The sequence below is a fragment of the Pectobacterium actinidiae genome (assembly GCF_000803315.1).
In the GTDB taxonomy this organism is placed as follows: Bacteria; Pseudomonadota; Gammaproteobacteria; order Enterobacterales; family Enterobacteriaceae; genus Pectobacterium; species Pectobacterium actinidiae.
Map to the genome: position 1 here is coordinate 790,206 of NZ_JRMH01000001.1, position 19,711 is coordinate 809,916.

Genomic DNA, 19,711 nt, shown 5'->3' on the forward strand with positions numbered 1-19,711 from the left:
AAATATTGATTATTCGTCCGGAGTTGCCGTCATGACCGTTCAGTCACCCGATTTGATCAGCGAGCTTCTGCGTGGGATGCGTCTTTCCGGGGTGAAATATCGCCGAATTGAAACCCATGCTCCCTTTGGTGTGGCATTCGGTTACGTGCCCGGCAAGGCGCAGTTTCATTTTGTCAGCCAGGGCTCGGCGCTGCTGCGCATGGAGAGTGGCGCAACGTTTGAGCTAAAAAGCGGGGACGCGCTGTTTATCCCCAACGGGAATTCGCATGCTTTGCTCTCTGATGAAAAGGCTGACGTCACACCGGTGTCGGCATTTCCCAGCGAAGCGATTTGCAATTCGGTGTGTGCGATCGGCTGCAAGCCTTGCCCTGATACCGAAAACACCGTGATCTTTAGTGGATGCATGGATTTTGAACTGGGCGGAATGCAGCCGCTGATCAAAGCGATGCCTGAGGTCATGATGGTGAGCCGCCTGATGTCGACTTGGCCGGAAATCCATCCGCTGCTTGCGGCGATGGAGCGTGAGTCGATGACACGTCAGGTGGGCTTTGCCGGTATCCTGGCGCGGCTGGCCGATGTCGTCGCGGCGCTCATCGTGCGTGGATGGGTTGAAGCAGGCTGCGGTAAAGCAACGGGCTGGGTGCAGGTACTGCGCGACCCACGACTGAGCCGGGCGATTTACGCGATGCATCAGCAGCCGGGCATCAACTGGAGCGTCGCGGAGCTGGCAAAAGAAGCAGGCACCTCCCGTTCCGTTTTTGCCGAACGCTTTCTCTCCGCAACCGGTACGACACCCGCGAAATATCTCAGTGAGTTGCGCATGCGTCTGGCTGTCCAGTACATCCGTCATGAGCATCAGGCGATTGAAACGGTGGCGCTGCGTCTGGGTTACGGATCGCTGGCAGCATTCAGCCGGGCATTTAAACGTATTGTGGGTCACGCACCAGGAGCGCTGCGGGAAACCAGCCAGGTTTCTGAGGAGGTTTGATGGGGCGAAGAGTTAGATGTCAGATTTGAAGCAAACGAGACAACTGTATCGGTGAAAATATTTTCCGGTAGAGCCTTTCTTTGAGAAAGGCTTCTTCAGGTTAGCGTGTCTACCTGATTAAAAATATATTGCACAACTGGAATGATGGACGCTTTCTGGGTCAGAAACTTGTTGCAGACCCAGAATAGAGATGACGTAAAAGGTTTCACGTCTTACACCGCCATTTCATCTGTCGAAGGTTAATGTGACACTTAGCCTGATTTATAAATTTAAAATCATAGGGTTAAGTTTTAACGTACACTTCCATCCCGTTGAGTATCAAACCCTGAATACAAAAAGGCGAAGCCAATTTCCTCGTCACGTTGGCACAAGACTGGGCCTGAGGGGTTACGGCTGTCTTAGTTTCGCCAGCAGCGTCTCCACTTCACGGTTCACACTTTGCTGATCCTCATCGAGGCTAGCGGAGAATTGTGAGTTTTGGCTGTAAAGAGCATCTAGCTCGTCCTCAAGTGCCGTCGCTAGCTTCAGATCGGGTGTATTCACTAGTAGGCTGAGCACCCAGTATTTCCAAATGACATCGTCAGTTTTCAGCACTGCCGCCACTGGCTCTTTAAGGTGGGCTCCGATGCTAACCAGAAATGGCACCAGCTCTTGTGCTACAGGCCAGTTGTAGTCCTGCAGCCAACTCAGAAGTACAGGCAAGATGGGCTTTACCGCAGGATAACCTGCACGCACAGCATACTGAACCGCCTGTGTATCTGCTTTATTTTTCGGGATCATCGACAGCAAATTTGGCGATAATGTCTCAACATCAAACTCCATTCATGTCTTCTCCAACAGTTCCATAAAAACCTCTGTTTTGCGTTAATTCGCCTCGTCATATCACACTAAAATGGGGCATTCGATTTTAGAAGTTTTTTGCATGCTATTGTTATCTTCTTACGTAACAGGAGCGCCAGGCGTAACACTAAGAACTACTGTATTGAATCCCCTTGAAATTACCCCAAATATAAGACGAATAGCATTCTGAATCGCAACGAACTGGCTAGCCAACGAGGTTGATGATGGCTATATGCATCTTCCCCGGGTTCACCCGCAAATCAGTGGTCGTACTGACCAACTGCTGCGAGCAGACATCATGCCACTCTACGAACTGGATGAGGCGATGTTTCGTGAAGCCTCCGGACAAGGTGACAGTTTGCCGGATGAATACGTCACGCTGGCGCAATTTCGGCAGAGTGAACGTTATTGGTTCCGCTTCATGGATCATCTGGAACGGTCATTACGGGATGTCTCTCATCAGTGTGCAGAAACGCTGACGCAGTTTGTCGGCGCCTGCGCATTCGAGGAAAAACAGATAAGACGTTGGTCTGGCGATACAGGAGAGATACGTCTGTATATGTCTCCGCAACCGATTGACGAAATTGACATCATGGAGTTTGAGGATGATTTTCTGACGTCATATGTTGATGCGATTGCGGCGGGCGTTCATGTACCGGTGATCTTCCGTGCCGACGTTCATTATCGCAATGGTGCAGTGATGGCCAGCTTTATGGGTGATACGGAAGTGAATGAACCTGACCGTCCTAATGCGTCTGATTATTGCGCTGTTGTTGACGATGCAATTGGGTGGATTAGGGAAGAGTCAGAATTCGTTGTATCGTTGGTGAACATTGCCAGTCTTCCGATATCATCGGTAAATAAACTGGCTGCTTAACAACAGAAGGCTCTCCTCTCTGGGGAGCCTTCTGTTTATATTTTTTAACTGATGCAACTATTTTTTTTGGTTTTTATTTAAGCTTCCCAGAATATACTTTCACTATTCATCGCCCATACTATTTCAAATGGAAATTTGCCTCATTATCTTAAGTGAAAACTCCAGTGTAAGTGCATATTCTGCGCGATTTTTTGCTTAATTTATTTATGTTTCCCCGTGGTTTGTGGGACATCGCTTGGTTTCTTGAGTTTGCCGATAGTTATTTTGTCATACCCCAGTCATCGATAAGCACAACTTGTCGATAACATTTAGCTGCTCAAAGGCCTGCAATCTGTTCTGTTGGGATTGCCAAAAGTGCTACATTACACTGCTATCCTGCTATTTACCAAAAGGAAATGTCGCTCATTGCGGTTCGATTATTAACACGACTACGCTGAGAGTACTCAGCGAACGATGATTTTTTTCCAGAATAAGAACAGTGGTTTTTCCCTGATTTTATGACTGAGCCACTAATTATTGTCTGCAATATTCCTCCATCCTCAGAAATAATCATTATTTATTAATGATTATTTCTTTCGGAATAGGTTATTAGTCATTCAATGACTGTTTGCAGTTGCGAGTGTCTCATCATGAGAAACGCTTGAACCGAGTTTCGGAGCAGTTGCATTGACCAATACAGCTGCATTACCAAATATTCCTCCATTTAATAGCTCTTGGTGTGCATAAGGTATTTCATCAAAATGAAAGACTTTGTTCATTGTTGGAATGATCTTTCTTTGATTAACAAGATTAAGAAACTCATTACATTCACGGATATTGGCATAGTGAGAACCTTGTATTCTTTTCTGATGCATCCATAAATGGCGTACATCAAAGTCGCAATTATAGCCAGAGGTCCCCCCCACTGTGACGACCATGCCTGAGTGATCACAAATTTGTAGTGAGGTAGGGAAAGTATCTTGTCCTGAGTGCTCAATGACCAGTTTGGGCAGCTCTTTTTTTCCTAAGGCCTTAAAGAAGTCGCGCCTGAAATTGGCGAATGCTCTGGACCATGACGTATGTTCAGCGGATGTCACATCGGGAAGTCGGCCAAAGTGTGAGTAATTTTTCCTGACGATATATCCTACGGCTCCTAGTTTGCGAACATATTCTCCTTTTTCTTCACTTGACACAACCGCAACGGGTAGCCCGCCGAGGGCTTTCACAATTTGTACTGATAATGAACCTAAGCCTCCAGCGGCCCCCCATATGAGAACGGCATCGCCTGGTTTGACGTTATTTGGTGCCCAATGAGTAAGTTGCTTGTAGGCTGTAGGGCCATTGAGCATTAGGGTCGCGCTCTCTTCCCAGGTCAGAAAGTCAGGTTTGGGAAAGCACTGATAGTCTTCAACGATTGTAAATTCTGCAAATGATCCGTAATTTCTTTCATAACCATAAATTTCTTGACTGCGGGTAAACATCGGATCGTTTGAAAGGCGTGATTCAAGCGAGGTAGCATCATATACCGAGCAGGAAACCACCACGGCATCACCGATGCTGACGTGACTAACATTACGACCAACAGAATAAACAATACCTGCCGCTTCTGAACCACCAATATGAAACGGCTCAGCATCTTTATTTCTTTTACGGCGTGCCGAGATAACATCGACGGGTTTTCCTAATGCAGCCCAGACATTATTATAATTTAGTCCTGCCGCCATCACTTTAATAAGAACCTGATTAGGTAATAATTTCGGAATGCTAACGATTTCCTGTTGAATAGCAGTAATAGGATCGCCATAACGCTCTGGACGAATCAGATAAGCTTTCATCTCTTGAGGGACGGAATAATTTGTAGTCATGTTGAACTCCTTGTCGAAACGAATATAACCATCAATCTTTTTTATATCAGATCGCGTTGGTGGCATTACTCATCCGTGAAACACCATGATTGGCATTCCACTAACACGTATAAATAAAATCGTGCTGCTACACTTTAATGATTTATTTTCATGGTGTTACCTCAGTCGATTTACTCTTTAGTACAATGCCGCTTCCTGTCGCGCAAATACCACCTCTTGCGCTGGTTAGTGTGGCTGAAATAAAAGCGACATTATTATTTCTATTATCGATACGTGCCTCGATTCGACATGGTTTTTTACGTATTACACGTAAAATTTTGACAGAAAGCTCAATCACGCCGGCGGGTTCACGACCTAAGGCGTTAAATCCACATAGGCCTATTGCTGACTCCAACGCTGCGCTGATCACGGCACCGTTAATACCGAGAGAGGTGAGTACACCAAATCCTCCCTGATGGCAGGGGTTGTCGTCATTTATCTCCATAACAATGGACTCGTCCCTTATTTCAATAATATTAAATCCCAGGGATTTAAATAAAGCGGAGTTATTGAAAAGAGAAACCAGGTCATTTTCAGGCATAACCATTCTCCTGCATAAAAATTACAGCGATAATTGATGTTTTTCCATCACACCAATATATTGACTATTCATTTTTAATATATTCATTTTTTCGATTTTTTCTCGCAGAATCGCTCCTCTTTCGGATCGGTTTATTTTCTGCTTCACCAAGTAAATCAGATAAGTTTTTTGCCGTATGAGCGACATATTTCGTTAGCAGTTCAAAATGGCTCCCCGGTGTGATTATGCTTTTCATCAAATTCGGCCATTCATTCGCCCAACGTTCCGGTTGTGCGGAGGCAGGATAATCTCTGGCCTGAAGCAGCAGCGTTGGTGTTTTCACGTGAGAGGGCGTCCACTGTCGGCCGAATAATTCGAGATACCAGGCCATCGCCATGACTGAGATATCCTCATCCGACCAGAATTCGCCTTTGGCTGCAAACCATGTGCGCAGTACATCGCCCATTGTGGCTTCATTCATGGCTGATGGCGGAAAGCTGTCGATTAATACCACCGCTTTAGGCTGTCGGCCGCGAGCTTCCAACTGGTGAGCAGCGGCATGCGCGACGAGCCCGCCAGTTGAGAAGCCTACCAGTGTAAAATCGCGCCCCGATGTGCCTCTCTCTATTGCTGTTGCCAACGCCGCCGCCGCTGCGTAATCGGTAGAAGGCAGGGGCTCGCCATGATATCCGGGCAAAGGCACGGTCAGTACACTGTACTTATCGCTCAAGGCTGAACTTAATCGCTGATAGGTTAAATTTGCTGCTGCGGGAATGAATGAGTTAAGGCAAACTAGCAGCGGTTTTTCCCGATCGTTACGTAGCCATACTGTCTCTGGCGCGTGTTGTTCGTGCTGTCGGTGTGAGAAATGCTCACGTAGGCGCGCCGCGCCGGACAGCACGTTAAGTCCTTCCTGCGTCATGTTTTGTTGCACGGCTTGCCGTAGCAGGTGGTAGAACCTGTCGGCGTCTTTTTTTATATCGATGCGTGCCTCTGCTGAGGTAGTGTGCTTTTTCCCGACCAGAATATTCAGTAAGAAGTGCGCCAGAGCTTGCGGCGTCGAATGGTCAAAAATTGCAGTGGCGGGAATGCGAACCTCAAATGTTTGTGATAATCGGCTTCCCATTTCCACTGAAGTAAGAGAGTCGAATCCCAGCGTGATGAATTCCACGTCACTTCTTATGGACTTCGGATCGGGATGACTCAGTACCTCACCCGCGTATTGAATGATTACGTTAATCAGGTAAGGCAGTTGCTCTTTTTCCGGCATGTTTGCGATCTGTGGCGATGCCCCGATGCTACCTCTGGATGCTGTGCGAGCAGGGAGTATCTCCGCCAATAGCGGGATATCGCCTTGCTCACGTAGCGCTTCCAGATTTAAACGTGCAGGTATCAGCAGCGGCGGATGGTTCACTGCATGTTTACCGACAACGGTATCCAGGAAGGCCAGGCCTTGCGGGCGAGAAAGAGGGATTTGGCCTGTTGCGATAATATGTTGTATATCGTTGTCACCAAGCTGTTCCCCCATTTCCGAGCGTTCGGCCCACATCCCCCAGGCCATTGCGGTCGCAGGAAGACCCTGATAGCGCCGATGGTGCGCCAGCGCATCTAAAAAGGCGTTGGCGGCGGCGTAGTTTCCCTGTCCTTTTTGCGGAAGCATGCTGACCGCGGAAGAATAGAGAATGAATGCCGCAAGATCGTAATGTTGGGTAAGCTGATGCAAATTCCATGCAGAAACGGTTTTAGATTGTAAAACGTTATCTAGCTGCTCTGAACTCATTGTTTGCAGCGTCGCTGTATCTACGCTTCCTGCTGTGTGAATGACGGCTGTGAGCGGATGTGCCGTCGGTATGGCGTCAAGCAGTGAGGCCACCGCCGCCGACTCGGCGATATTACAGGCGACAATCGTCGCCTGTGCGCCAAGCTCGGTGATGTCTTGTAATAATGCATTGGCACCAGGCGCGTCGTTACCCCGTCGGCTGATAAGAAGCACGTGACGAACGCCGTGATGTTCCACCAGATGTTTCGCGATAACTTTACCCAGTGCGCCCGTACCGCCTGTGATGAGTACGGTGCCGTCAGGGTTAAGATTTCGCCACGGATTTTCCGGTTGGTCGGCGTGTTTATAAGCGATAAGGTCGTTATCGTCGGCTGCTTTCACCAGTCGCGGGACGAGTATTTTACCCTCGCGCAGCGCCAATTGGGGCTCATGAGACAGCGCGTTAAGCGCGGTGTTTATCAAGGGCAATGCTGTGTTTTCTACCTCATTGATATCAAGCAGGCAGAGTCGTTCCGGATATTCAAGCTGTGCGGTGCGCACTAATCCCCATAGTGTGGACTGGGCGAGATTCGGAACATTCTCTCCATCGTTTGTCGCTATTGCGCCTTGCGTCACGATAAGGAGGGGAACGTCACCGGTTCGGGGATCGTTGAGCCACGTTTGCAGCGCATTGAGTACGTAGTGTGCCGGGTTATGATCGATAAACTCAGGGGTATCGTCGCCATCCGGCGCGATGAAGACGGCGATCTCATCCGGCTGCGGTGAGAACGTCGCCAGCGCTTGATGAATATCGTCATATGCGCAGGAAGCATCGTGCTCCTTGATGAGGCCGGAGAAGCGCTCGCGTAATCTGTTTTGCGGAACAATCCAGCGAACTTTCGGCTTCGTGGAGGACAAATTCGGTGTAGCCTCACGCCATGCCAGACGGTAAAACGGCGGACGCGACGGGGCAAGACGCGGTGAGTGTGATGATTTCAACACAATGGCATCGACGATCGCGACCGCCCGGCCGACATCATCCGCGAGTCGTAACGAATATTCGCTGTAGCCTGATGAGGATGGCTCGGTCGTTTTTCGCAGCAGATGACCTCGTAGACGCTGTGCGCCCCTGATGTATTGCCGTATCCCGCTAAGGGAGAAAAGTAAACGGGGCTGACGATTCTCTTCGCCTGGTTTCAATTGCTCCAGTAATGCTGCTTGCATTCCTGCGTCTAGCAGGGTCGGGTGCAGGATGAAATTCTCTCCCAGTTCCACATGACTCTCTGACGACGTTGCTTCAATATACAGGCCATCTTCGTGCTCCCACACGTTAATGAGCCTTTGAAAAGCGCTACCTAGAATCATACCCTGAGCAGCGAGGTGTTCATAAATCGGGGTAAAATCAACTGGTTTGGCGTTTTTGGGCGGCCAGTTGTCATTATGGAAATCCTGCCACTCTGGTGATGACGTTTCGTCTGGTACAAGACGGCAAGTGGCGTAGCGTTTCCAGGGCGCCATCTGATACCCGTACTGTTCTGGAGCGCTAGACTGATGAAAATAGGCTTCCACCGTTCTACCGCCACCCGCTTCAGGTGGGCTGACATGAAGTTGGATGGTCGTGGGAATAAACTCATCCAGAGGCAAAATCGCGTGCAGGAAGAGATCGTCAAGACGCTGGCAGCCAATCCGCTCCCCGATAGACAGTATCATCTCTGCGGTCATTGTCCCCGCCCCTGCGGGGATGTCGGCGACCCGATGCTCCAGTATCCAAGGCTGTCTGGCTGCGTCTAATTGCCCGGTAAAAATCCAGCTCTGCTGAGCAGCGCTATCGATCCCTGTATGTAAGAAAGGATGATTAACCGCAAAAAATCCACCATTTAAGGTTGGTTGTGTCGGTGGCGCTTGCAACCAATAGCGACGGTGCTGGAAGGGATAGGTAGGTAGCGGTACGATCGGTCTCTGAACGAACAGTTTCCTCCAGTCCAGCGGTTGCCCTTGTGCGTACAGTCTGGCCAGAGCGGCAAAGAAGGGACGTAACTCATCCCGCCCTTTACGTAAGGGGGCAATCCACGCTGCGCTGGGAACGCCGTTGGATTCGCCGACTATACTTGCTCGACCCAAAGCCGTCAGTACGCCGTCAGGACCGACTTCCAACGCGACAACGATATTGTGTGCCTCAAGCCATTGAATGGCAGCGTCGAATCGCACCGCACAGCGGGCTTGATTTGCCCAATACTCAACGGAACAGGCCTGTTCATTGGTCAGCCGTTGACCGGTCACTGTTGAAACAATTGGGATGGCGGGAGCCTGAAATGACAGCGTTGACAGGGTACGGCGTAAGGTATCAACGATGCCATCAATATGGGGCGAGTGAAAGGCGTGGCTGGTTCTTAAGCGATGTGTACGGTAGCCGCGCGCGTGCCACTGTTCAGCAAGACTCAGCACCTTGTCGGTATCACCGGATATCACTACAGAAGACGGCGAATTAATCGCGGCGATCGCAATGCATTCTTTATATTTTTGCAACGACGGCAAAATCTCCGCCTCACTGGCTTCAATAGCAACCATCGTACCATCGGCAGTGATGGACTCCATTAGCCGTCCACGTGTTGCAACAAATATCGCAGCATCGGCCAGACTGAATATGCCAGCGATATGCGCGGCGGCGATCTCGCCAATGGAGTGACCGATCAGTACATCTGGCTGTACGCCGAGATGCATGACAGTCCGGCACAGCGCGACTTCGAACGCGAATAACGCCGCCTGAGTAAAATCGGTACGATCTAGCAGCAGGGCGTCGGCACTGTCCTGTTCGGCGAACATGACGGTTTTAAGTGGTTGCGATAGTAGCGGATCGAGATGCTGGCAGACGTCGTCGAACGTGTGAGCGAAAACCGGAGATTGATGGTATAGCCCTTGTCCCATCGTCGGCCACTGTGCACCTTGCCCCGTAAAAAGGAAGGCGACGTTGCCTGACGGAGAGCGTACGCCTTGAATGATGCCGGGAGCGTAGCGATTGGCGGCCAGTGCCTCCAGAGCGATGAGCGCATTGTTACTGTCTTCTGCGGTAATCACGGCACGATAGTCAAAATGGGTGCGGGTGGTGGCTAGCGAATAGGCGATGTCGGACATTGAGTCCGTATTCTGAGTCAACCATGCGTGCAACTGTTTGGCTTGAGCACACAGCCCGGTTGGTGAGGCCGCAGACAACGGCAGTGCGATCCCAGGCACGAGGAAAGCTCTTGCAGGTGCGGCTTCTTGCACTGGAGGCGCAATTGACGGAGCCTCTTCGAGAATAAGGTGAGCGTTGGTGCCAGAAAAGCCAAATGATGACACCGCTGCACGTTTGGGACGCCCGGTATCAGGCCAGTCGCGTGCAATGTTGAGTAATTTAATGTTGCCTCGTGACCAGTCTATTTTTCCGGACGGTGTCTCGGCATGCAGCGTTTTGGGCAAGCGCCTGTGCCTGAGAGCCATTACCATCTTGATGACGCTGGCGACGCCAGCAGCAAGCTGGGTATGGCCGATATTGGATTTTAGTGAGCCAAGCCATAGCGGTTGATCGTCAGACCGATGTTTGCCATAGGTGTTGAGTAGTGCATGTGCTTCAATGGGGTCGCCAAGCGTGGTGCCGGTGCCGTGCGCTTCTACGACATCAATATCGGAAAAGGTCAGCTCCGCATTATTCAGCGCCTGACGGATGACCTGTTCCTGAGCAGGGCCATTTGGCGCAGTCAGCCCGTTGCTGGCCCCATCCTGATTAATTGCGCTCCCTCTAATCACGGCGAGTACGCTATGACCCGCTCGTAATGCGTCGGAGAGTTTCTCCAGCAAAATAAGCCCAACGCCTTCAGAGAACCCCGTTCCGTCGGCATGGTCAGAAAAGGCTTTACATCTTCCGTCTGCGGCAAGACCGCCTTGACGGGTGAACTCGGCAAAGACCTCTGGAGAAGCCATAATCGTTGCTCCGCCTGCGATAGCAAGCGAACACTCGCCGCTCTTGAGTGAGCGAATGGCTTGATGGATCGCGGTGAGAGACGCAGAGCAGGCTGTATCTACCGTGATAGCCGGACCGTTCAACCCCAATGCGTAAGCGATGCGCCCAGAACTGATGCTGCTCAGGCTGCCTTGCAATCGATAACCGTCGGCAGCGGGGTTGCGCCGCTCGATATCGCTGAGATAGCCGTTGTGAGTGGCACCAATAAAGACGCCAGTCTGACTGTTTTTTAGCGTGGCCGGAACGAAACCGGCACGCTCCAGAACTTCCCAACTCACCTCAAGCAGTAAGCGTTGCTGAGGATCCATCGCCAATGCCTCACGATCGGATATCTTAAAGAAGCCTGCGTCGAAGCCAGCGGCATCTTCCAGAAACCCGCCTTTCCAAGCGTTGGCGACGGCGCTGAATTCTGGGTTTTGTTCAAAAAGTGTTTTCACGTTCCATCCCCGATCGGCAGGGAAGGGGCCGATGGCCTCTTCGCCATCGGACAACTGTTGCCAAAGCTGTTCGGGAGAATGAATGCCGCCGGGTAAACGACAGCCCATTGAGATAATGGCGATAGGTTCATGCGCTGCCTGCGCCAAATCCTGATTACGCTGTTTCAACTGTTCGTTCAGCAACAGGCTGTGGCGTAACGCTTCGACCAGGCGCGGATCTGTGGTGCTTCCGCCCGCGGTGGTATTTTTCGCGGCGTGACTATCTTTTGGGTGCGTCATAGCATTTTCTCCTTGTCAGACAGAGCCATAGACACCAGTTCATCCAGACTTGCGGACTCAATATCGGTAACCTGAGTCTTTTTCGACGTGTCTTCCACTGGGTCAATGCCGTTTGCTATCTGAAGTAATTTATCCAGCAAGCCTGCATCGCGTAGGCTGGCAAGCGGAATGCTGGCAATACGATCACGCAAGTGCGGTTCATCCTCTTCCGTCATCACTGTGTTGGCCGTCGCATCCTGCCCAGCGAACAGTTCCGCATCGAGATATTCCGCTAGCGCGGCAGGATTCGGGTAGTCATACGTCAAGGTTGCCGGGAGACGCAGGCCGGAAATTGCCGCCAGACGGTTGCGTAACTCCAGCGCCATGAGGGAATCGATACCGCTTTCTTTAAATGGCTGTTCTGGCGAAAGAAGCGAACCGTTATCAAGGCCAAGTATGCTCGCGATGTTATCGGCGATGGCCGCCTGTAGCTGTTTTAAGCGGGCGCTGTGTTCCAATGCGGACAGTGTCTGACGCAGATCGGGCATTTTTTCTCCGACCGAAGACGCCCGACGTGTACTGACTGACCCTACCAAGCGATCAAATAACGGATGGAGGCGACCGGACTGTGCATTTTTACGCAACATCTGCGGGTTCAGCGGCGCTGCGGTATAAACGGCGTAAGGCAATGCCAGCGATGCGTCAATCATCGCATTCCCGTGTTCTGGCGTGATAGGCGCCAGACCCGTTCGCGCGATCCGCGCGTTGTCGGTATCGCTGAGCCGACTCGATAGCCCAGTGACTGGCTGCCACCAGCCCCATGCAAGGGAGGTAGCGCTCAACCCCTGCTGTCGGCGATTGTGTGCCAGCGTGTCCAGCGCGTGGTTTGCGGCAGAGTAGTTGCCTTGTCCTGGACTGCCCAGCGTTCCCGCGCTGGATGAGTAGAGAACGAAAGCCGCGAGATCGTGAGTACGGGTTTTATGGTGTAAATGCCAGGCCGCGTCGATTTTGGGTGAAAATACTGTATTGAGGCTTTCAGTTGTCAGGTTCGCGATGGTGGCGTCGGCCAGAACGCCAGCGGTATGGAACACGCCAGTTAGCGGATGTGTATCTGGAATCGCTGCGAGTAGTGTATCCAACGCCTGAGGGTCGGTGGTATCGCATGCGACGATTTTGACCGTTGCCCCTGCGCTTTCCAGTTCTGCTTGTAATTGCTCCGCGCCATCGGCGTGTAAGCCGCGACGGCTGGCCAATATCAGGTTTTTGCTCTGATGTGATGCCACCAGGTGCTGTGCGAGCAGCCCTGCAAGCGTTCCCGTCCCCCCGGTAATCAACACTGTACCGTCGGGATTGAGTTTCTGTGGAAACGTCAACACGACTTTGCCTGTATGGCGGCCTTGTTGCATCAACCGGAATGCAGACACCGCTTCTCTGATATCAAAGGCGGTAATCGGCAAGGGGGTGAGTGACCCCGCGCGCATTAACGATAACAGCGTGGTAATCATCTCCGTAGTCAGTTCAGGATCCTTGTCCGGTCGATCAAGGTAGTGATAAATCAGATCAGTAGGGAAATCCTCGCGAATATCGGTTTTACCCAGTTCGACAAAGCGTCCACCTGAAGCCATTAGCGACATAGAGGCATCGATAAATTCTCCGGTAAGTGAGTTGAGCACCACATCAATCCCTTTATCACTCAGTAACGGACGAAATTGCCCGGTGAACTTAAGGTTGCGTGAACTGGCGATGTGATCGTCGGCGATACCGAGCTGGCGCAGGACTGGCCATTTATCTGGATGTGCGGTGGCAAACACTTCCGCCCCCAGGTGGTGCGCCAATTGAACGGCTGCTTGGCCGACGCCGCCTGCCGCCGCGTGAATCAACACCCTTTCGCCCTGGCGCAGCGAGGCGAGCTGCGTCAACGCGTAGTAGGCGGTAAGAAAGGCGATGGGGATGCCGGCGGCTTGCGCGAAAGTCCAGTCGTCAGGAAGACGGAAAGTTGTCGCCCTATCGGCGATTACCGTTGGTCCAAAAGCACCTTCAGTCAGGACTATCACCCGATCGCCAATGTTGAAGTCTTTAACATCTGTCCCAACTTCGGTGATGACGCCGGCTGCTTCTGTCCCGAATTCATGCTGTGGCGCGATTAATCCTAGCGCACACACGACATCATAAAAATTAATGCCTGCAGCTCGCACGCTGAGCCGAATCTGTTTCTTACCGAGCGGTGCGCCAGCTTCAGGAGCGGGTTTCAGTACCAGATTGTCGAGATTTCCGGCGTCCGAAATATCCAGACGCCATAGTGCGCTGTTAGGCGGTGGGGTTAGCAGCCCGCTTTTCACTGTTCTGGTTAGATGCGGAATGAGCAGTTGCCCCTGACGCAGTGCCAATTGTGGACGATCGCTAACCAGTGCCGCGCTGAGCAAAGCGGTATCGATGAGAGGACGATCGGTATCAAGCAGAACGATGCGGCCAGGGTTCTCGTTCTGTGCCGAGTGGAGTAACGCCCATGCGCTGCTCTGTGCGACATCTAACCGTTCATGTGAACCGTGTTCTGTCGCATGGCGCGTGATCACCAGCAGTGTGGCGTTGGCCATACTTTCATCGGCCAGCCAGAGTTGTAGTTGGTTGATCACCTGTTCGCACAGCGCACGAGTGGCAAGCGGCACATCGTCCATCTGTGCAGGATTGTTGCTTGGCAACGGCCAAACGAGTACCGCTGGTGCAGTGGATGACGCCAATGCTGCGTTTAAGGCCAATAGCGAATCATAGCGGGCGGCGATGTCTAGCGGGCTGGCTTCAGTATCAAGTAACGCCCAACTGGCGGTAGAAGGAACGTCTTTTGATTTAGACGCGCTGGGCAGAGAGCTCCAGGTCGTGCGAAGCAGGTCATACTCCGGCTGGATACGTAACTGATTGCGCAGATTATCCCGCGTGGTTTCCCGTAAGCTGAGCGTTTCAATAGCAACGACCGTTTCGCCCGTCTCATCAGTAGCAATCAGGCTGATATTCTCTGGCGTTTTCAAATGCAAACGTGCGCGTAGCTGGCGTGGTTGTTTGTCAGCTATTGTCACACCGCTCAAAGCGAACGGGAGCCGCAGCGTTGTCGCATCATCGTTTTCGCCATCGGGCAGCGCGATGGTATGCAGTACGGTATCAAGCAGCGCAGGGTGCAGAAGATGCCCGTTCGTCGAAAGCTCTTCAGGTAAGCTGGCTTCAGCATACAGGATATCGCCATTGCTCCAGGCTGCGCTAAGCCCTTTGAAGGCTGCTCCATATTCATATCCAGCGGCGGAGAGCCGTTGATGAAGATGGGCGAGATCCAGCGGTTCACTGCCGACCGGCGGCCAGTCCGCGTTGTCGAATGGGCGCTGTTCCTGTCTTGATGTGTCGTGCTGTAATAACGCGTTGGCGTGGAGTGTCCACTCGGGGGGGACGCTCTCCTCGTCGCTATGGCGCCGGGCATGGATCGTAACGGTACGCTGCCCTTGATCGTCAGGCCGTCCGACCCTGAGTTGCAGATCTAACTCCTCTTGTTCAGGCAGCACCAGCGGCGTTTGTATCACTAATTCCTCGATTTTTGGGGAGTCCGTTAGTAACGCGGCGTAGCGCACCATATCCAGATAAGCGGTACCAGGAACTAGAGCAACACCAGTGGCGGCGTGATCGGCGAGCCAGGGCTGGCTGGTGAGCCCGATACGTCCTGTTAGTAGCACGCCTTCGTCGTCTGGAAGGTCGACGATTGCGTTCAGTAATGCATGCTCCGTCGGGCGTTGTCCGACGGTGGCGACATTGCTGGCAGCGGGGGGCGTCAGCCAGTAGTGACGATGCTCGAAAGGATAAGTAGGGATGTCTACTAGACTTGCAGTAGGGTGAAGTGCGCGCCAGTTAAGATTATGCCCATTGACGTACAACTGTGCCATTGCCTGCGTCAGGCACTCAACCGCGGGTTTGTTGCGCTGCATCGAGCCGACGATCGTTGCCGTGTTGTCTGTCGTTTCTTCGAGCGCGGGCAGCAACACGGCATGCGGGCTACACTCCAGAAAGGTTACTTTACCAATTTTGCTCAATGCTGATACTGTGTCGAAAAAACGTACCGGGCAGCATAGGTTGTCACACCAGTATTTAGCGTTGAGAGTTGTACCATCAAGAGGGGTGTCGGGCGCATAGCCATCCACGGTACTGTAAAAAGGAATGCGCGTGGCGTTGGGTTTTAAAGCGGAAAATAGCTCCATCAGAATAGGGCGTAAAGTATCAAGCTGCGGAGAATGTCCTGCGACATCCACCGCAATTCGTTTGGCGCGGATTCGCTCTTTTTTACAGCGACGGAGTAGCGCTTCGATTGATGTGACATCGCCGGAAACCACGGTTGATGACGGGCTGTTGAAAACAGCGAGGGTAATTTTCGCATCATCTGCAGTGAGGAAGGCGCGAGTCTTTTCTTCGGAAAGACCGAGTGTGGCCATGGCGCCGTGTCCTGACTGGCTTAGCATAAGCCTTGAGCGTAACGCCACGATCCTGATCGTATCTTGTAGCGACAAAGCGCCTGCGATGTAGGCGGCAGCGATTTCACCCTGAGAGTGCCCCACGACGGCGTACGGCGTAAATCCGAAAGATTGCCAGAGGCGAGCCAGCGCGGTCATCACCGCGAAAAGTGCTGGCTGTACTACGTCAACTCGGTCTAAAGGTGGAGTGTCTGGGCTACCACGCAGCACGTCAATCAGCGACCAGTCGACATACGTACGCAGCGCGTCATTAACCTCGTCGATAGCCTGCCGATAAACGGCAAAGGCGTTATACAGCTCCATTCCCATTTCAGGCCATTGCGATCCTTGGCCGGGGAAGATGAATAACAGTTTTCCTGATTCGCCAACGGGTGAGGCACCGACGGTGAGCGTCGGGTGATCCTGCCCATTTTCAAGCGATTGTAGCCCTTTTAACAGCGCTTCTTTTGATTGGCCTCTGACGGCGGCGCGGAAGGGAAATTGACTACGTGAGATACCGAGTGAGTAACCTACGTTAATGGGATCAATGGCTTGTTGGGTAGTCAGATACTCCCGCAGTTTCGCAGCTTTTTTACGCAGCGCTGTATCGGTTTTTGCGGCAATTGGCCAGAGCATTTCCTGTGGCGCAGTGGCAGCCTCGGTCTGCATGTGGCTATTCGACATCGATACCGGAGGTTGTTCCACGATAAGGTGACTATTAGTGCCTGAGACGCCAAATGAAGAGATTGCCGCACGATAGGGCCGATCGCCGACCTGCGGCCAAGGTCGCGAAGCTGAGAGTAGCTGTATCGCGCCGCTTGACCAGTCGACTTCGTGAGAAGGTTCCGTAATGTGCAGACTGCGCGGCAACATATTGTGACGGAAAGCCATCAGCATCTTGATCAGCCCGGCAACACCAGCGGCAGCTTGCGTGTGTCCGATGTTGGATTTGATTGATCCCAGAAGCAACGGTTGTTCGGCCGAACGGTGCCGGCCATAGGTTGCCATCAGTGCATTCGCTTCGATAGGATCGCCAAGACGAGTACCGGTGCCGTGCGCTTCTACTACATCGACATCCTGAGGCGTCAGGCCGGCGTTAACCAGCGCGTGTCGAATCACCTGTTGTTGCGCGGAGCCGTTGGGCGCGGTCAGTCCGTTAGACGCGCCATCCTGATTGACTGCGCTACCGCGGATGACGCCCAGAACCGTATGCCCGTTGGCCTGTGCCTGAGACAGCGGCTCTAGTAATAGCATGCCGATGCCTTCCGAGAGCCCCACGCCGTCCGCTGATGCAGAAAAGGCTTTGCATCGCCCATCCGGTGCAAGCACGCGCTGTTGAGAGAAATCGATAAGTACGCCTGGTGTAGGCATAATCGTGATACCGCCCGCTAATGCAAGTTTACAGTCATTGCTGCGTAGCGCTTCACAGGCTGTATGGATAGCAACTAACGAGGAGGAACAGGCGGTGTCAATTGTGACCGCAGGTCCATGCATGCCAAGGCTATAGGCTACCCTGCCAGAGGCGACGCAAGTGGCGGTTCCCATATAGCCGTAGCCTGAAACGTCTTCTGAGGCATGCTGAATCTGGGAACCATACTCTGTAGCCATGATGCCAGCATATACGCCGGTATTGGAGCCATATAAGCTCGACGGCTCGATCCCCGCCCGTTCAATGGCTTCCCACGAGACTTCAAGCAGCAGCCGTTGTTGAGGTTCCAGCGTCAGGGCTTCACGTGGTGAGATGCCGAAAAATCCGGCGTCAAACAGCGGAGCGTCATATAAAAATCCACTGGTGCGTGTGGATATCTTACCTAGTCGGCCCGGTTCAGGATCATACAACCTGGTGATATTCCATCCACGATCCGACGGGTAATCACCGATTGCATCTCGCTCATTAACGAGTAAATCCCATAGTGCTTCTGGGCTGTCTACGTTGCCGGGATAACGACATGCCATACCGATGATGGCAATAGGTTCATCGTGGTTACGTGTCTCTAGGATTTCCTGCTCGTCATCGGATGATGAGAGGCCAAGCGCTTGTCTCAGGTATTCGCTTAATGCACGCGGTGTCGGGTGGTCGTAAACTAGCGTGGAGGGGAGTTCTATCCCTGTGGCGACGGAGAGTCCACGTGAGAACTCCACAACAGTCAATGAGGTAAATCCAATATCACGAAACGCCTGCATGTCTGAGGAAAAGGTTTCGCCCAGTAGCGCGCTGATTTCTCGTGATACGAGCCCCAGCAGGATGTCGTATTGTTCCGATGGGCTACGATCTTGCAGCGTTAACCGATCGATATCGTCGTCTGGCGCCGTATTAAATGAATTAGCAGAAACCAAAGATGGCTCATCGGCCATTGATGCTGTTTCATTTGCGTATGCTAGCGCAGTGCGATAGTACTCCGCATGTTCAGGAAGAAGTTGATTGAATACGCTTGACCAATCAACCGATGCACCGTTGATAAACGCGTGAGTCAACGATTGAAGGAAACTCTCCCGATCGTTTTTCCGGCGATCGAGTGTGGAGATGGCTGCGCCTTTAACGCCGGCGTCGCGCAGATGTTCTTCTATGATGGAGGTCAGAACGGGGTGCGGGCTGACTTCAATAAAAAGACGATGCCCGTCGTTGATCAATGCCCGGATGCTGTTTTCGAACAAAACAGGCTCCCGCAGGATACGATACCAGTAGTCTGGCTGAAAATCTTCCTTGCTGTAGCGCACGCCGGAAACGGAAGAATAGTATGCCGCATGTGCTGAAGAGAGAATATCGCGCGGCGCGTGCGCTATTACCTCTGCTTTCAGTATATCCACCTGAGGGGAATGCCCAGCAACCTCTCCTCCAGGCACTTTCCAGGCCCAAAATCCCGCTTTAGTTAATTTGTTGAGTAGGGCGTCGGTGTCTGCTGTGCCGCCACTTAATGTAACGCTTTTATTGCTGTTGATAGCGGCAATAGTCAGCCTGCCATCCCACTCTTTGAGTAATGGCGTAACATCTTCAACGGATGCTGCGACCGATACCATCGCACCTTGTCCTTCAATGTTTGAGAGCGCTTTTCCCCACAGTGTCACCAGTTTGGTGGCCTCCTCTTGGCTTAAATAGCCAGAGGAATAGGCTGCCGATGCTTCGCCGACAGAATGTCCGACCACGGCTGCTTCACGGATGCCAAAAGCTCTCCATGCATCCGCGAGCGCGGAGGATATTGTGAACTGTATTGGTTGGATTTGTTTCAGACGTGAGAAAGGCTCACCCGCTGCCAGTGCATCTGCTGGGTTCCAGTTCAGATTGTCCTGAAATAGCGCGCCGTTTTTATCCGCGCTTTGACGATAAGCGGGCAGTGCGTTGAGTAATTCTGAAGTCATTCCTGGCCACAGCGGCCCTTGCCCAGAGAAAACCAGCACCGGGTTTTGCCCCGCAGCAGCATTCCCTGTTAAAACGTTGCGCGCTGCGCGGCCCTGCGCAAGTGACGTCAACCCTTTGATCAACCCGGCTTTATCCGTCGCGAAGATGGCGCTACGAATTTCCTCATGCGGAACGGCGAATTGATTCAGACAAAACATCGCTAATTCAGCGTCTGATAGGGATTCAATCTTGGTTCGCCAATGTTCGGCTACGCTGGCGAGCGCCGACGCTGATTCGCCAGAAAGTATAAGTGGCAGGTTTAAGGTATCCATAC

7 protein-coding genes are annotated in these 19,711 nt (G+C 52.2%); 2 read left to right on the top strand and 5 right to left on the bottom strand.

The annotated features are described in order from the left end of the window. Window positions 1-31 precede the first annotated feature (31 nt). Window positions 32-988, top strand: a complete 957-nt coding sequence (locus tag KKH3_RS03335) for an AraC family transcriptional regulator (protein ID WP_039355750.1) — start codon at window positions 32-34, stop codon at window positions 986-988. A 387-nt stretch (window positions 989-1,375) separates the two neighbouring features. Here KKH3_RS03335 and KKH3_RS21320 read toward each other — a convergent pair whose 3' ends face one another. Further along, on the bottom strand, window positions 1,376-1,810 hold the full coding sequence (locus KKH3_RS21320) for a DUF5071 domain-containing protein (protein WP_139338663.1): 435 nt from the start codon (window positions 1,808-1,810) through the stop codon (window positions 1,376-1,378). 250 nt (window positions 1,811-2,060) lie between these two features. Here KKH3_RS21320 and KKH3_RS03345 point away from each other — a divergent pair, with 250 nt between their 5' ends. Next, on the top strand, window positions 2,061-2,705 hold the full coding sequence (locus tag KKH3_RS03345) for a hypothetical protein (RefSeq protein WP_234991549.1): 645 nt from the start codon (window positions 2,061-2,063) through the stop codon (window positions 2,703-2,705). A 596-nt stretch (window positions 2,706-3,301) separates the two neighbouring features. On the opposite strand, the gene ccrA is transcribed toward KKH3_RS03345, so the two are convergent. From ccrA to KKH3_RS03365, 4 genes are all read right to left on the bottom strand, one after another. Continuing rightward, window positions 3,302-4,615, bottom strand: coding sequence for a crotonyl-CoA carboxylase/reductase (ccrA, locus tag KKH3_RS03350; protein ID WP_234991550.1), 1,314 nt, complete (start codon window positions 4,613-4,615; stop codon window positions 3,302-3,304). 82 nt (window positions 4,616-4,697) lie between these two features. Continuing rightward, window positions 4,698-5,129 carry a PaaI family thioesterase gene (locus KKH3_RS03355; RefSeq protein ID WP_039355753.1) on the bottom strand — a complete coding sequence of 144 codons (432 nt, stop codon included), beginning with the start codon at window positions 5,127-5,129 and terminating at the stop codon, window positions 4,698-4,700. 64 nt (window positions 5,130-5,193) lie between these two features. Next, entirely contained in the window at window positions 5,194-11,580 is a 6,387-nt protein-coding gene (locus KKH3_RS03360) for a type I polyketide synthase (protein ID WP_039355757.1), read from the bottom strand. Beyond that, window positions 11,577-19,709, bottom strand: coding sequence for a type I polyketide synthase (locus tag KKH3_RS03365; protein WP_039355760.1), 8,133 nt, complete (start codon window positions 19,707-19,709; stop codon window positions 11,577-11,579). The genes KKH3_RS03360 and KKH3_RS03365 overlap by 4 nt, the downstream gene beginning before the upstream one ends. Between the last annotated feature and the right edge of the window lie 2 nt (window positions 19,710-19,711).

What these genes read in the sequence shown, in the direction of transcription:
- KKH3_RS03335 (WP_039355750.1), top strand. Translation starts at nt 32, where the DNA reads ATGACCGTTCAGTCACCCGATTTGATCAGCGAGCTTCTGCGTGGGATG.
- KKH3_RS21320 (WP_139338663.1), bottom strand. Translation starts at nt 1,810, where the DNA reads ATGGAGTTTGATGTTGAGACATTATCGCCAAATTTGCTGTCGATGATC.
- KKH3_RS03345 (WP_234991549.1), top strand. Translation starts at nt 2,061, where the DNA reads ATGCATCTTCCCCGGGTTCACCCGCAAATCAGTGGTCGTACTGACCAA.
- ccrA (WP_234991550.1), bottom strand. Translation starts at nt 4,615, where the DNA reads ATGCCACCAACGCGATCTGATATAAAAAAGATTGATGGTTATATTCGT.
- KKH3_RS03355 (WP_039355753.1), bottom strand. Translation starts at nt 5,129, where the DNA reads ATGCCTGAAAATGACCTGGTTTCTCTTTTCAATAACTCCGCTTTATTT.
- KKH3_RS03360 (WP_039355757.1), bottom strand. Translation starts at nt 11,580, where the DNA reads ATGACGCACCCAAAAGATAGTCACGCCGCGAAAAATACCACCGCGGGC.
- KKH3_RS03365 (WP_039355760.1), bottom strand. Translation starts at nt 19,709, where the DNA reads ATGGATACCTTAAACCTGCCACTTATACTTTCTGGCGAATCAGCGTCG.